General features: G+C 68.4%; 13 protein-coding genes. 7 read left to right on the top strand and 6 right to left on the bottom strand.

Translation table 11 applies throughout. The features are described from left to right. Positions 1 to 1,287 precede the first annotated feature (1,287 nt). The 4 genes from ACIBKX_RS30975 to ACIBKX_RS30960 form a co-directional block, all read right to left on the bottom strand. Positions 1,288 to 2,208, bottom strand: a complete 921-nt coding sequence (locus ACIBKX_RS30975) for an amino acid ABC transporter permease (protein ID WP_363276377.1) — start codon at positions 2,206 to 2,208, stop codon at positions 1,288 to 1,290. After that, positions 2,205 to 2,870: an amino acid ABC transporter permease gene (locus ACIBKX_RS30970; protein ID WP_363276378.1), complete on the bottom strand. Its 666-nt coding sequence runs from the start codon at positions 2,868 to 2,870 to the stop codon at positions 2,205 to 2,207. Before ACIBKX_RS30970 ends, ACIBKX_RS30975 begins: the two co-directional genes overlap by 4 nt. A 75-nt stretch (positions 2,871 to 2,945) precedes the next feature. Beyond that, positions 2,946 to 3,785 carry a glutamate ABC transporter substrate-binding protein gene (locus tag ACIBKX_RS30965; protein ID WP_363276379.1) on the bottom strand — a complete coding sequence of 280 codons (840 nt, stop codon included), beginning with the start codon at positions 3,783 to 3,785 and terminating at the stop codon, positions 2,946 to 2,948. Positions 3,786 to 3,840: 55 nt separating this feature from the next. After that, the gene (locus tag ACIBKX_RS30960) at positions 3,841 to 4,620 is read right to left on the bottom strand and encodes an amino acid ABC transporter ATP-binding protein (protein WP_160507590.1); all 780 of its coding nucleotides are present in this window, start codon (positions 4,618 to 4,620) and stop codon (positions 3,841 to 3,843) included. A 288-nt stretch (positions 4,621 to 4,908) separates the two neighbouring features. Here ACIBKX_RS30960 and ACIBKX_RS30955 point away from each other — a divergent pair, with 288 nt between their 5' ends. Both ACIBKX_RS30955 and ACIBKX_RS30950 read left to right on the top strand, forming a co-directional pair. Further along, a complete protein-coding gene (locus tag ACIBKX_RS30955) occupies positions 4,909 to 5,610 on the top strand; it encodes a response regulator transcription factor (RefSeq protein ID WP_363276380.1) in 702 nt (233 codons plus the stop codon). Positions 5,611 to 5,626: 16 nt separating this feature from the next. Then, positions 5,627 to 7,039, top strand: a complete 1,413-nt coding sequence (locus ACIBKX_RS30950) for a HAMP domain-containing sensor histidine kinase (RefSeq protein WP_363276381.1) — start codon at positions 5,627 to 5,629, stop codon at positions 7,037 to 7,039. A gap of 21 nt (positions 7,040 to 7,060) precedes the next feature. Here the strand turns inward: ACIBKX_RS30950 and ACIBKX_RS30945 are convergent, their stop codons facing one another. Further along, complete coding sequence (locus ACIBKX_RS30945; protein ID WP_363276382.1) at positions 7,061 to 8,056, bottom strand: TAXI family TRAP transporter solute-binding subunit; 996 nt, start codon at positions 8,054 to 8,056, stop codon at positions 7,061 to 7,063. Between the two features lie 114 nt (positions 8,057 to 8,170). Between ACIBKX_RS30945 and ACIBKX_RS30940 the strand changes: the two genes are divergently transcribed. From ACIBKX_RS30940 to ACIBKX_RS30920, 5 genes are all read left to right on the top strand, one after another. After that, the gene (locus ACIBKX_RS30940) at positions 8,171 to 8,848 is read left to right on the top strand and encodes a response regulator transcription factor (protein WP_363276383.1); all 678 of its coding nucleotides are present in this window, start codon (positions 8,171 to 8,173) and stop codon (positions 8,846 to 8,848) included. After that, a complete protein-coding gene (locus ACIBKX_RS30935) occupies positions 8,838 to 10,211 on the top strand; it encodes a HAMP domain-containing sensor histidine kinase (protein ID WP_363276384.1) in 1,374 nt (457 codons plus the stop codon). Before ACIBKX_RS30940 ends, ACIBKX_RS30935 begins: the two co-directional genes overlap by 11 nt. Before the next feature lie 92 nt (positions 10,212 to 10,303). Further along, entirely contained in the window at positions 10,304 to 11,650 is a 1,347-nt protein-coding gene (locus ACIBKX_RS30930) for a hypothetical protein (protein WP_363276385.1), read from the top strand. 68 nt (positions 11,651 to 11,718) lie between these two features. Beyond that, a complete protein-coding gene (gene miaB / locus ACIBKX_RS30925; RefSeq protein WP_363276386.1) occupies positions 11,719 to 13,239 on the top strand; it encodes a tRNA (N6-isopentenyl adenosine(37)-C2)-methylthiotransferase MiaB in 1,521 nt (506 codons plus the stop codon). A 74-nt stretch (positions 13,240 to 13,313) separates the two neighbouring features. After that, positions 13,314 to 14,048 (top strand): class III extradiol dioxygenase subunit B-like domain-containing protein, encoded by a 735-nt coding sequence (locus ACIBKX_RS30920; protein WP_363276387.1) that lies wholly within the window; start codon positions 13,314 to 13,316, stop codon positions 14,046 to 14,048. A 124-nt stretch (positions 14,049 to 14,172) separates the two neighbouring features. Here ACIBKX_RS30920 and ACIBKX_RS30915 read toward each other — a convergent pair whose 3' ends face one another. Further along, positions 14,173 to 14,472: an antitoxin gene (locus ACIBKX_RS30915; RefSeq protein WP_363276388.1), complete on the bottom strand. Its 300-nt coding sequence runs from the start codon at positions 14,470 to 14,472 to the stop codon at positions 14,173 to 14,175. Position 14,473 lies beyond the last annotated feature (1 nt).

The following is a 14,473-nucleotide window of genomic DNA, read 5'->3' as shown; positions in this document are numbered from 1 at the left end:
TTTGTCCTGAAAGATCGCCATCCTCCAGTTGTGGCGTGATTGGTGTCGAAGCCGGTGTGGTGGCGGTTGGCGTGCTGGGCCAGGCACCCCCAGCGTGGGGGTGAGTGCTCAGAGGACCCCCCAGATAGGGGGTGTCGGATTCGCGATTTGCAGATATACGGTAATTCTCAAAGAAAAGGGGAAGGTCCCCGATTTAATCGTTGAGGTGAGTTTGCGGATGCGGATGAATTCCGGCGGGCAGGACGCCCTACGAGGTGTGACGTCCCCTCGGGGAAGACGTGGCATCACTGCCCTCGCTGGTGCGGCTGCCTTGATTCTCATGCCGTCGATGATCGGAGCAAGTGCTCCCGCGGTGGCGCAGGAACGCGGAGAGGTGAGTGCCGCCGGAAGGTGTGGCTCTCCGGAAATCAAGATTAGCTATCCCGGGCGCCACCCCAAGATCTACTTCAAGTCCCCTTCGGGGTGCAGTCGCGGCCGCCACGTTCTCGGTTTGGGGGCGGCTGTCTGGTGTGATGGTCGGCGGGTGGTGAGGGTCCAGGCCGGCAGCGTGGTGGGTAAGACGCCCATCAAGACCCCCACCAAGAAGCTCCCCACGAAGGCGAACTGCAAGCGACTGCAAGCTACCGCCAACATTAGGTATGTGCAGGCGGACTTCGATGACGACTGGGCATGGAAGTGGGGAAACTTTCCGGCCTGACTGTCGCTTTCTTAGATCAGAATTATCCAGCGAGTCTGATCTGACTGAATCCACTCTGAGGGGAAATAGTGTCTCATTCTAAGGTTGCCGTGCGCCGTGGTATGGCGGCTGCCGGCGTATCTCTGCTCATGTGCCTCGGAGCGACAACTGTGCCTGCGCATGCCGACGGGCCGACTGAGATATATCGCGGCACGGTCAAGGGTAAAGTCGATGTTCTGGGAGGTGGTCATGCCTGGAAGTACAAGGACAAGCAGTACATTAGTACCAGTCTGAGGAATACTCGAAAGCACAGCATTCGCGTGACGTACAAGGGCTGCAAGGAGTGGAGAGCTCGGGCTGCAGTCAGGTACCCCGGTTCCGGTGGCCCCGACACGGACGAGCAGACGGTCAAGGGATGCAACAAGACTGCATGGCTGACTGTGATGGGAAGTAGGCGCTCGGAGGTCACTCTGGGCATCAAGATCTACCCGTCCGGGGACTACCGGAGTGAGGAAATACGTCCACGCTAATCGTGGCGACCACACACATCAGGGAGGCAGCGGCGTGAACGCCGCTGCCTCCCTGATGTGTGTTCGTGGAGTCGGTGGTTGCTAAAGGCGGCCGTCAGCGTCCCCGGTGTCGCCCTGGATCTTCTTGGGCCCGGCTGTCTCCAGATTGTCAAGCGCACCCGGACCTACTACGGCCCCGGTGCTCTTCTTGGCCCGGCGCAGTCGCTTCTCGAGCCATCCCGCGAAAGTTGTGAGTGCGAAGTTGATGGCCACAAAGATCACCGCGACGATGGTGAAGCTCGCGATGGTGTTTGCGCCGTATGCGGCACTCATCGGCCGGACCGATGCCAAGAGTTCCGAGAAGGTGAGCATCGCGCCACCAAGCGCGGTGTCCTTCACGATGACCACCAGCTGGCTGACGATCGCCGGCAGCATCGCGGTGACCGACTGCGGGAGCAGGACTGACCGCATCGTCTGGCCCTTGCGCAGGCCAATCGCCATCGCTGCCTCGGACTGCCCCTTGGGCAGGGACAGGATGCCTGCTCGCACGATCTCCGCGAGAACCGATGCGTTGTAAAGCACCAGGCCGGTGACGACGGCATAGAGCGGACGGTCGTCCGAGCTGATGTTCGTGAACTCGGAGTACGCCGCATCGGCGAACAGCATCAGGATCAGCACCGGGATCGCGCGGAACAGCTCCACGATGGTGCCAGCCGGAAGTCGTACCCAACTGTGGTCCGAGAGTCGCGAAATACCGAAGACAGCGCCCAAGGGCAGAGCGATCAGCATGGCGAATGACGCTGCTGTGAGGGTGTTCTCAAGCCCGGGCCAGATGTACGTCTCCCAGGCGCGGGTGTCGGTGAAGAAGGGCTTCCACTTCACCCAGTCGAGCTGGTGCTTCTCGTCCAGCTTTGCGTACACCCAATAGGCCACGGCAGCGAAAGCGGCCAGGAACACGATCGAATACAGGATGTTCCGCCGCTTGGCGCGAGGCCCTGGAGCGTCGTACAGAACGGAAGTCATCGCTTCACCGCCACCTTCTTGCTCACCCAGCCGAGGATCAGACCGGTGGGAAGGGTGAGGCACATGAATCCGAATGCGAAGATGGCCGAGATCAGAAGCAGTTGAGCTTCATTCTCGATCATCTCCTTCATCAGGAGTGCGGCTTCGGATACACCGATCGCCGAGGCGACCGTCGTGTTCTTGGTCAGGGCGATCAGCACGTTTGTCAGTGGCGCCACGACCGCGCGGAACGCCTGCGGCAGGATGACCAGACCCAGCACCTGAGTGAAGCTGAGGCCGAGCGCACGTGCTGCCTCGGCCTGGCCGACGGGCACGGTGTTGATTCCGGAACGCAACGCCTCACAGACGAATGCAGACGTGTAGAGGGTCAACCCCAGCACGGCTAGCCGGAAATTGATGGCCGTGAAATCTTCCGCACCCAAGTTGATGCTCAGGGTCTGGAACAGCCCCAGGGATGTGAAGACGATGATGACCGTCAGTGGGATGTTTCGTACCACGTTCACGTACGCGGTACCGAAACCTCGCATGAGTGGCACCGGGCTGACACGCATACCGGCCAGCAATGTTCCCCATATGAGGGAGCCGACGGCGGAGAGCGCGGTGAGCTTCACCGTCACCCAGAAGGCCGCCAGCAAGTCGTAACCTTCAAGAAAGTCGAACACGATCTCCCGCGCTTCCGCGTGTGGGGAGGGCGTGGCGCACCGTCCAAGGGGACGGCGCGCCTATCAAGCCCTGCTTCACTTCTTGATGTCGCCGATCTTCGGGGCGGGCTCGTACTTGTAGTTGGCCGGGCCGAAGTTGGCCTTCACGGCCTTCTCCCACGAACCGTCGTCGACCATCTTGGTCAGCGCGGCGTCGATCTTCTTCTTGAGGTCGGCGTCGCCCTTCTTGAGGCCGATGCCGTAGTTCTCGTTGGTCATCTTGAAGCCGGCGAGCTTGAACTTGCCCTGGAACTCCTTCTGCGCGGCGTAGCCCGCGAGGATGGAGTCGTCCGTGGTCAGCGCGTCGATCGCCTTGTTCTCAACGCCGGTCAGGCACTCCGAGTAGCCGCCGTACTCCTGCAGCTGGGCCTTCGGGGCCAGTTCCTTCTTGATGTTCTGCGCCGACGTCGAGCCGGTCACGGAGCAGAGCTTCTTGTTGTTCAGGTCCTTCGGAGACTTGATGGACTTGTCGTCCGCGCGGACCAGGATGTCCTGGTGGGCGAGCAGGTAGGGGCCGGCGAAGTCGACCTTCTCCTTGCGCTCGTCGTTGATCGAGTACGAGGCCGCGATGAAGTCGACGTCCCCACGCGAGATCATGTTCTCGCGCTCGGCGCTCTTCGCTTCCTTCCACTCGATGTCGTCGGCCTTGTAGCCGAGCTCCTTGGCGACATACGTCGCGACATCGACGTCGAAGCCTTCGTACTTGCCGTCCGGGGTCTTCTGACCGATGCCCGGCTGGTCGAACTTGATGCCGATGGTGATCTTCTTGCCACCACCGGAGCCCTTGTCGTCCTTGTCGTCCGAACCACAGGCAGTGGCGGTCACGGACAGAGCGAGTACGACGGCGGCCGCCGCGGCGACTTTGCGAGCCTTCATGGTGAACATCCTTTGTTTCGGCAGGAGAGGGTTGAGACGCAGGAAGCGTCACGCGTCAGTGGTGAAGGATCTTCGACAGGAAGTCCTTGGCCCGGTCGCTGCGCGGGTTGCTGAAGAACTGGTCCGGCACGGCCTCTTCGACGATCCGGCCGTCCGCCATGAAGACGACACGGTTGGCCGCCGAGCGGGCGAAGCCCATCTCGTGGGTGACCACGACCATGGTCATTCCGTCACGAGCGAGCTGCTGCATGACCTCCAGGACCTCGTTGATCATCTCCGGGTCGAGCGCCGACGTGGGCTCGTCGAAGAGCATGACCTTGGGGTCCATCGCCAACGCGCGCGCGATCGCGACGCGTTGCTGCTGGCCGCCGGAGAGCTGCGCCGGGTACTTGTCGGCCTGCGAGGCGACACCCACGCGGTCAAGGAGACCGCGTGCCTTTGTCTCAGCTTCCGCCTTGGACGTCTTGCGCACCTTGATCTGGCCCAGCATCACGTTCTCGAGCACGGTCTTGTGCGCGAAAAGGTTGAAGGACTGGAAGACCATGCCCACGTCCGCGCGGAGACGGGCGAGCTCCTTGCCCTCCTGGGGCAGCGGCTTGCCGTCGATCGAGATGTCTCCCGATTCGACCGTCTCCAGGCGGTTGATGGCGCGGCACAGCGTCGACTTGCCCGACCCGGAGGGGCCGATCACGACGACGACCTCGCCACGGGTGATGGTCAGGTCGATGTCCTGGAGGACGTGCAGAGCGCCGAAGTGCTTGTTGACGTTCTTCAGCACGACCAGGTCGTCCGCCCCGGGCGGTATGGCGTCCTTGGTCACCGATACTTCGGTCACGGGTTGTTGCTCCATCCTCCTCGGTTGGGAGGACAGTAATAACCCGGTGCGACCAGCGTCATTACATCTGAGGGGAAATTGAGCATAACGATCCGGCCGCAACCGGACACACCGTGTGAAGAGGACGCCCCGCGCGCGTACCGGCTGCATAACGGAACGTGCCCGTAACCCGAACCCTCTTGACGCGGTCCTTATCTATCGGAGTGGATGCCTTGGTGCGTACGCACGCGCGCGTACCGGCCGTCGGCAAGCGCGGACGGAACGACCGATGAACCGGAGGAGGCCCGCATGAGACTGCTGCTCGTCGAGGACGACGACCACGTGGCCGCCGCCCTGTCCGCGGTCCTTGCCCGGCACGGCTTCAAGGTCGTGCACGCGCGCAATGGCGAGGAGGCCCTACAGGCCCTGCTGCCGGGCGAAACGGCCCCCTTCGGAGTGGTGCTGCTCGACCTGGGGCTGCCCGACCAGGACGGTTACGAGGTCTGCGGCAAGATCCGCAAGCGCGGCTCGGTGCCCGTGATCATGGTGACCGCGCGTGCCGACGTACGCTCCCGGATCCATGGCCTCAATCTCGGGGCCGATGACTACGTAGTGAAGCCGTACGACACCGGAGAGCTGATCGCCCGTATCCACGCGGTGATCCGCCGGCCCGCGTCCGGCGCCGCCGAGAGCCCCGCGGGCGGCGCCGCCGACAGCGAGCTGCGGCTGGGCCCCGTCCACATCGAACTCCCCACCCGCCAGGTCAGCGTCGACGGTTCGACGGTCCAACTGACCCGCAAGGAGTTCGACTTGCTGGCGCTTCTCGCGCAGCGCCCCGGAGTGGTGTTCCGCAGGGAGCAGATCATCAGCGAGGTGTGGCGCACCAGCTGGGAGGGGACGGGGCGGACCCTTGAGGTGCATGTCGCCTCGCTGCGCTCCAAGCTGCACATGCCGGCCCTGATCGAGACCGTCCGGGGCGTGGGCTACCGCCTCGTCGCCCCGGCCGCGTAGGGCGTAGCGAGGTCAGGTGCGCACACGCCTTCTGCCGCTGCTCATCGTCCTCATGGCGGGAGTGCTCCTGGCGCTCGGCTTCCCGCTCGCGGTGAGTGTCGCTGCGGCCCAGCAGCAGAAGGTGGTCGTCGACCGGATCGACGACACGGCGCGATTCGCGGCGCTGGCGCAGTTCGTCACGGAACGCCCCACCAGAGCGCCGGGGCGGGGCACGGACGAACGCCGCGAGACCCTGCAGACCGAACTCGACTACTACCACGAGGTCTACCGCATCAGGGCGGGCGTCTTCTTCCGGGACGGCCAGCCCATGGCGAACGCGCCGGCCACCTGGTTCCTGCCCCCGCAGGGCGAGGAGCGGGCGGCCTTCGACGAGGCGCTCAGGTCCCGCGGCAGCCACAACCCCCGCCAGGTGTGGCCATGGCAGCGCGGCCGACTCGTCGTCGCGTCGCCGGTGATCAGGGACGGCGACGTCATCGCCGTCGTCGTCACCGACTCGCCCACGGGGCACATGCGGTCGAAGACGCTGCAGGGCTGGCTGCTCATCGCCGCCGGTGAGTCGGCGGCCATGCTGCTGGCCGTGGGCGCCGCGCTGCGGCTCACCGGCTGGGTGCTGCGTCCTGTGCGGGTCCTGGACGCGACGACCCACGACATCGCCACGGGACGCCTGAAGTCGCGGGTGGCCGCCGCGGGCGGACCGCCGGAACTCAGGCGCCTGGCCCGGTCGTTCAACGAAATGGCCGACAACGTCCAGGATGTGCTCGAACAGCAGCGTGCCTTCGTGGCCGACGCCTCGCACCAGTTGCGCAACCCGCTCTCTGCCCTGCTCCTGCGCATCGAGCTGCTCGCCCTCGAACTCCCGGAGGGGAACGAGGAGATCGCTTCCGTGCGCACCGAGGGCAAGCGCCTCGCCCAGGTCCTCGACGACCTGCTCGGCCTGGCGCTCGCCGAGCACGCCGACGCCGACCTGAGCCTCACGGACATCGGCGGACTCGCCGCCGAACGCGTCGCGGCCTGGCGGCCGCTCGCCGACGAGCGCGGGGTGCGGCTGACGGGGGAGTGCCCGGCGACCACCGGCTGGGCCGATCCCGTCGCGCTGTCCAGCGCCCTGGACGCGGTGATCGACAACGCCCTCAAGTTCACGCCCGAGGGCGAGGAGGTGCGGGTGGAGGTCTCCTGGAGCGGCGCGATGACGACCATAGTGATCACGGACGGCGGTCCCGGCCTCACCGAGGAGGAGCTCGCACGGGTCGGCGACCGCTTCTGGCGCAGCAACCGCCACCAGAACGTGAAGGGCTCCGGCCTCGGCCTGTCCATCTCGCGCGCCCTGCTCGCGGCGGGCGGCGGCTCCATCGCCTACGAACGCCGCGAGCCGCACGGGCTGCGGGTGACCGTCGGCGTCCCGCGCAGCGAGCCGGCGGCCATCGCCTAGGCGACCTCTACGGAGTGGCCGTTACGGCTTGACCGACTGGTAGTAGCGGCGTGCGCCCTCGTGCAGGGCCAGCGGGTCCGTGTACAGGGCCGTCCGCAGGTCCACCAGCTGGGCCGCGTGCACCTGGTCCCCGATGTGGTCCCGGCTGTCGATCACGGTCCGGGTCAGCCCCTCGGTCAGCTCCGGGTCCGCCCGGTCCGTGGTGACCAGGAGGTTCGCCACGGCCAGCGTCGGCACCGCGGCGTTCTGCTGCGCCTTGGGATAGGCGTCGGCGGGCATCACGGCCGCCCGGTAGTAGCGCGAGGCGCCGCCCTGCTCGTGCAGCTCGTCCACCAGGTCGCCGAGCTTGACGAGCCGGATGTCGAACTCCTCGGAGAGCTCGAGCACGGTGTTGGTGGGCAGCCCGCCGGACCAGAAGAAGGCGTCGATGTCGCCCTTCTTAAGAAGATCGGGCGCGGTGTCGATGCCGGCGTCCAACGCCTCCAGGTCCTTCTCCGGATCTAGGTCCGCGGCCCTGAGCACCCGGTCCGCTATCAGCCGCACACCCGAGCGCGGCTGCCCCACGGCGACCTTCTTGTCCCGCAGGTCCCGCGCCGACTCGATGTCCGACGAGCGCCGGACGACGAGCTGTACGTAGTCGTCGTACAGCCGCGCACAGCCCCGCAGCCGCTTCGCGCCCGAGCCGCCCTCCAGTCGGTACTTCGCCACGGCGTCGGCGGCGGCGATGGTGAAATCGGCCTTCCCCGTGGCCACCCGCTCGACGTTCTGCTGCGAGCCCTCGCTGTTCAGGAGCTGTACGTCCACCCTGGGCATGTCCTGGTTGACCGCGGTCCGCAGCAGCTTGCCGTACCGCTCGTAGACCGCGTTCTTCACACCCGTACTGAAGGTCATCCGGCCCCCTGGAGAGTCGTCGCCCCCGGGAACCAGCCACCACATCAGAAGTCCGAACACCACGAGGGCGGCGGCAGCGCCCTGGAGTGCGCGGCGCCGGCCGATGTGGGGGAGTGCCTTGACCATGCGCGCGATCCTGCCAGCCCACGCGCCGTGCTGGATAGGGCCGGACTCACAGGCCCCGGCACGCGCACGACGGCATTCAGCTCCGGTTCAGGGCAGGAGGGCCAGAATCGGAGTATGCGGGTACTGGTCGTCGAGGACGAGGAGCGCTTCGCCGACGGGCTGCGCATCGGCCTGGAGGCCGAGGGCTTCGCCGTCGACGTGGCACCGGACGGCACGGACGGCCTGTGGCGGGCGCGCGAGAACCCCTACGACGTCATCGTCCTGGACATCATGCTGCCCGGCCTGAACGGCTACCGCGTCTGCGCGGCCCTACGCGCCGAGGGCAACTGGACCCCCATCCTGATGCTCACCGCCAAGGAAGGTGAGTGGGACGAGGTCGAGGGCCTGGACACCGGAGCCGACGACTACCTGACCAAGCCCTTCTCGTACGCGGTGCTGCTGGCCCGGCTGCGGGCGCTGCTGCGCCGCGAGCCCCGCGAGCGGCCCGCCGCGCTCACGGCCGGTGATCTGCGGCTCGACCCGGCGGTCAAGGAGGTCACACGGGGCGCGGCGCGCGTCGAGCTGACCTCAAGGGAGTTCGCGCTCCTGGAGTTCCTGCTGCGCAGACGCGGGGAGACCGTGTCCAAGCGGGAGATCCTCGCTCATGTCTGGGACGACGACTTCGACGGCGACCCGAACATCGTCGAGGTCTACGTCAGCCGGCTGCGCACCAAACTCGACCGGCCGTTCGACAGGGCCGCCATCGAGACCGTGCGCGGCTGCGGATACCGGCTGGCATCCGATGGCGGGTAGCCGGGGCGTCAGGGTCCGGTCGACCGCGGCAGCCGTCCTCGTCGTCGCGGTGGGCCTGATCGCGGGAGCCGTGGCACTGGTGGCGCTGCTGCAGGCGGAGCTCACCGACGACGTGCGGCAGGCGGCACGCGCGCGTGCCACTCAGGTCGCAGCCGTCATCGAGTCCGGGCGCGGCGTGCCCTCCCTCGCGGTGGCCGAGCGCGACGAGCAGTTCATCCAGGTCCTCGACGCCTCCGGGGCGGTGGTGGCCGCCAGCGAGAACGTGGCGGAACGGCCCGCCCTCGCACGCCCGGACGGGGACGGGGAGAGCACGGTCACCACTCCGCTGGACGAGGACGAGTTCCTGGTGGTGGCGGTGGTGGCCGACGGGCCCGACGGGGAGCGGACCGTGCTGGTCGGGCGGGCGCTGATCGCGGTCGCCGAGTCGACGCAGATCGTCACCCGACTGCTCCTGGTGGGGCTGCCGCTGCTCCTGGTGATGGCCGCGGCCGCCACCTGGATGGCGGTCGGGCGTGCGCTCGCTCCGGTGTCGGCGATGCGTGCCGAGGTCGAGGAGATCTCCTCCGCGCAGCTGCACCGCCGGGTGCCGCTGCCGCGCGGCCGCGACGAGATCTCCGCGCTCGCCGCCACCATGAACCGCATGCTGGACCGGCTCGAAAGGTCCCAGACGGCCCAGCGGCGCTTCATCTCGGACGCCTCGCACGAGCTGCGCTCGCCCGTCGCCTCCATCCGCCAGCACGCCGAGGTCGCGCTCAGATATCCCGGCAGGACCGACCAGGAGCGGTTCGCTACGACTGTCCTGGCGGAGAACCTGCGCATCCAGCGTCTTGTCGACGATCTCCTGCTGCTGGCGCGCGCCGACGAGGACGCGCTGAGCCCGCGCGTGCAGCCGGTGGACCTCGACGACCTGGTGATCGAGGAGGCGCGACGGCTGCGCTCGACGACCACGGGACTGCGGATCAGCACGGCCGGGGTGTCGGCGGTGCGCCTCGACGGGGACGCGCAAGGCCTGCGGCGGGTGCTGCGCAATCTCGTGGACAACGCTGCGCGGCACGCCCGTTCCCGGGTGGCCTTCGACCTGGCGGAGCTGCCGGGCGGGCGGATCGTCCTTGGGGTCGAGGACGACGGGCCGGGGGTGCCCGCCGCCGACCGTGAGCGGGTTTTCGAGCGGTTCGTACGGCTCGACGACGCCCGTTCCCGTCCGGTGCGGGATGCCGGTGGCAGCGGACTCGGACTCGCGATCGTGGCGGAGCTCGTGGCCGTGCACGGAGGGGCGGTGACGGTGTCACAGGGGGAGTTGGGCGGGGCCCGGTTCGAGGTCTCGTTCCCGGCGGGCCGTCCTCCTGAGGAGCCCTCCTCCTGAGGAGCCCTCCTCCTGAAGAGGCGTTCAGTTCCGTTCAGGGCCCGTTCAGCACCCGGCTGCCACGGTCGTCGTACGAGACGTGGAGGTGCGCCATGAACAACAGGAATCTCGCGGCGGCCGTGGGCGTCGTCCTGGGAGCGTCCCTCGTGACCAGTGCCTGCGACGCCGGCTCGACGGGAAAGCAGGCCCGCCCCGAGTGCGTACAGATCATCGACGAGAGCACCGGCGAGAAGACCGGCGAGTGCATGCCGCTCGCGCCCCGGAAAGACCGCGTAGACCTCGGCAAACCGGCCTTCTCCCGCCCGACGTCCATCACCAACCCGCTGCACCCCAGCACCGAGGTCGAGCAGGTGATCTACGGCGGGCAGGTCGACGGCAAGCCCTTCCGCACCGAGTTCACGCTGCTGCCCGGCACCAAGTCCATCGACCTGCAGGGGGAGCGGGTACAGGCGCGCACCGTCCAGTACATGGCCCTGTCCGACGGGCGTATCCAGGAGGTCGCGCTCGACTGGTTCGCCCAGGCCGACGACGGTTCCGTCTGGTACCTCGGCGAGGACGTCTTCAACTACCAGGACGGCGTGGTCGCCGACACTGAGGGAACGTGGCTTGCGGGCAAGACGGGACCGGCCGCGATGATCATGCCCGCACGGCCGATGAACGGTGATGTCTACCGGCCGGAGAACGTGCCGGAAGTCGTCTTCGAAGAAGTCACGGTCAAGGCCACGGGGCAGACCGTCGAGGGGCCGTACGGACCCGTCGAGGGCGCGATCACCGTGAACGAACTGCACATGGACGGCTCCCGCGAGGACAAGGTCTTCGCCCCCGGATACGGCGAGTTCTCCACCGGCAATGCCCACGGCGACCTGGAGGCGGTCTCCCTGGCGGTGCCCACCGACGCGAAGCCGGGCCCGCCGCCGGACGACCTGACCGCGCTCTCCGGGGCCGTTCGCGCGGCGCACGAAGGACCGACGGACGCGACAGCGCGGAAGGCGCGGGCGGCCTGGGACGCGTACGAGGCATCGGACCGTGTGCCGCGGCTGCTCGCCCGGCAGATGGACCGCGACCTGGACGCCCTCACGCGGGCCGTCGCCGCACAGGACGCGAGGGCCGGCCGTGGAGCCGCCCTGCGGGTCGCCCAGAACGCACTGGACCTGCGGCTGCGCTACGAACCGCTCGCCTCCGTAGAGGCCGACCGGATGGACCTGTGGGCACACCAGGTGACGATCGACGCGGACGCCAGGGACAAGGGCGCGGTCGCCGGGGACGTCACCAGCCTCGAACTCACCTGGGAACGGGTGGGCGCCCGCACTCCGGCCGACAAGACCGCGCCGATCGACGACGCGCTGCGCGAGCTCCGCGAAGCCGCCGACCGCAAGGACACCGCCGCGGCGGCGAAGTCCGCGCCCCGGCTGCTCGCCGCCCTCGGCGACGCGTCGTGAACCCGCCCCGGTCCCGCGGGCAAGGGCGGCGGCCCAGAGGTACTTCTGGGACCGCCTACCCTTGTCACATGAGCAGCGGCGACCGGGGACAGGCAGTGGGCGTTAAAGGAACGTACGAGGTACGCACTTACGGGTGCCAGATGAACGTCCACGACTCCGAGCGGCTCTCCGGGCTGCTGGAGGGGGCAGGCTACGAGCGCGCGCCCGAAGGCTCGGACGGCGACGCCGACGTCGTGGTCTTCAACACGTGCGCCGTGCGGGAGAACGCCGACAACCGTCTGTACGGCAACCTCGGTCGGCTGGCCCCGATGAAGACCAAGCGGCCCGGCATGCAGATCGCCGTCGGCGGCTGCCTCGCCCAGAAGGACCGCGACACGATCGTCAAGAAGGCCCCCTGGGTCGACGTCGTCTTCGGCACGCACAACATCGGCAAGCTCCCGGTCCTCCTGGAGCGCGCCCGCGTCCAGGAAGAGGCGCAGGTCGAGATCGCCGAGTCACTCGAAGCCTTCCCGTCGACGCTGCCGACCCGCCGCGAGAGTGCGTACGCGGCCTGGGTCTCCATCTCTGTGGGCTGCAACAACACCTGCACCTTCTGCATCGTGCCCGCCCTGCGCGGCAAGGAGAAGGACCGCAGGACCGGCGACATCCTCGCCGAGATCGAGACGCTGGTCGGCGAGGGCGTCTCCGAGATCACCCTGCTCGGGCAGAACGTGAACGCGTACGGCTCGGACATCGGCGACCGCGAGGCCTTCAGCAAGCTGCTGCGCGCCTGTGGGCAGATCGAGGGCCTGGAGCGCGTGCGCTTCACGTCGCCGCACCCGCGCGACTTCACGGACGACGTGATCGCCGCCATGGCCGAGACGCCGAACGTGATGCCGCAGCTGCACATGCCGCTGCAGTCCGGTTCGGATCCGGTCCTCAAGGCGATGCGCCGCTCGTACCGCCAGGAGCGCTTCCTGGGGATCATCGAGAAGGTCCGTGCGGCCATGCCGGACGCGGCGATCTCCACGGACATCATCGTCGGCTTCCCCGGGGAGACCGAGGAGGACTTCGAGCAGACGATGCACGTGGTCCGCGAGGCCCGCTTCGCGAACGCCTTCACCTTCCAGTACTCCAAGCGCCCCGGCACGCCCGCGGCGACCATGGAGGGGCAGATCCCCAAGGAGGTCGTGCAGTCGCGCTACGAGCGTCTGGTCGCCCTCCAGGAGGAGATCTCCTGGGAGGAGAACAAGAAGCAGGTCGGCAGGACCCTGGAGCTGATGGTCGCCGAGGGCGAGGGCCGCAAGGACGGCTCCACGCACCGCCTCTCCGGCCGCGCCGCCGACAACCGCCTGGTCCACTTCACCAAGCCCGAGGCCGAGGTGCGCCCCGGCGACGTGGTGACCGTCGAGATCACGTACGCGGCGCCGCACCACCTGCTCGCCGAGGGCGCCGTCCTGGACGTGCGCCGCACCCGCGCGGGCGACGCCTGGGAGAAGCGCAACACGGAGGCGGCGGCCAAGCCCGTCGGCGTGATGCTCGGGCTGCCGAAGATCGGCGCCCCGGAGCCGCTCCCGGCGGCCACCGCGAGCGGCTGCGGCTGCGACTGACGCAGATGCGCCATCTCTGAGCCGGGGTCGGGCTCCGGGCCTGCCGGCTTCTAGCGAGCGTTACGCTGCGGATCATGCTTGTCGCCGCAGCCGTCTGCCCCTGCCCGCCCCTGCTCGTGCCCGAGGTGGCCGCGGGCGCCGCCCCCGAACTGGACGCCGCGCGCGCGGCGTGCACGGACGCCGTGGGGGTGCTCGCCGCCGCCCGGCCCGACCGGCTCGTGGTGGTCGGCCCCGCCGAGCGGAGCGGGCGCGGATGGCATGCCCAGGGCGCCCGCGGGTCCTTCCGCGGCTTCGGGGTGGACCTCGACGTACGGCTCGGGCACGCCGTCGACGGCGTGCCCAAGCCGGCGGGCGATGCCGCGGAGGGCGACCTTCCGGCGTCGCTCGCCGTCGCCGGCTGGCTGCTGGGACGTACGGAATGGTCGGCCGCTCCGCTGGAAGGTCTCGGAGTGGGGGAACCACTTGAGGCCGAGCGGTGTATTCAAGTCGGAGGGGAGATCGCGGGGCGCGCCGAGCGGGTGGCCCTGCTGGTGATGGGCGACGCCAGCGCGTGCCGCACGCTGAAGGCGCCGGGGTATCTGGACGAGCGGGCGGCCGGATTCGACGCGGAGGTGGCGCGTGCGCTGGGCGCGGCGGATGTCGCGGCGCTCAAGGGCCTGGACGAGCAGTTGGCGTACGAACTGAAGGCGGCGGGCCGCGCCCCGTGGCAGGTGCTCGCGGGCGCGGCCGAGGGTGCGGGCCTGAGCGGCGAGCTGCTCTACGAGGACGCGCCGTACGGAGTCGGGTACCTGGTGGCCGCCTGGTCGTAGCGCAGGCACGGCGACGGCCGCGGAGCTGAGGGCGCTCCGCGGCCGTCCGCCGGTGCGGGGTGGCCGATCGGTTCGGCCGGGGTGGCCGATGGCTCGGCCGTGGATCCAGGCGGTGCCGCGCCCTTCAGGGAGTCGACGGGGGCGTCGGAGGGGTGTTCCCGGTGTCCGTGCCGGTGCCGGCACCAGTGCCCGGCCCCGTGTCCTTGCCGTCGCCGGACGCCGCGGCGAGCCGGTGGGCGGCGTCCTTCGCCTTGCCCGTGCCCGTCTGGATCTTGTCGCTGTACTTGCCCTTGGTCTTCGCGTCGACGACCTTCGCGGCCTTGTCGAGACCCTGGTCGATCTTGTCCCCGTGCTGCTGCGCGAGTCCCGAGACCTTGTCCTTGGCCGGGGCAAGCTTGTCCTTCAGCTTTTCCAGAAAGCCCATC

The sequence above is a fragment of the Streptomyces sp. NPDC050658 genome, assembly GCF_044457025.1.
Taxonomy (GTDB): domain Bacteria; phylum Actinomycetota; class Actinomycetes; order Streptomycetales; family Streptomycetaceae; genus Streptomyces.
This window is presented reverse-complemented; position numbering and strand designations above follow the sequence as displayed.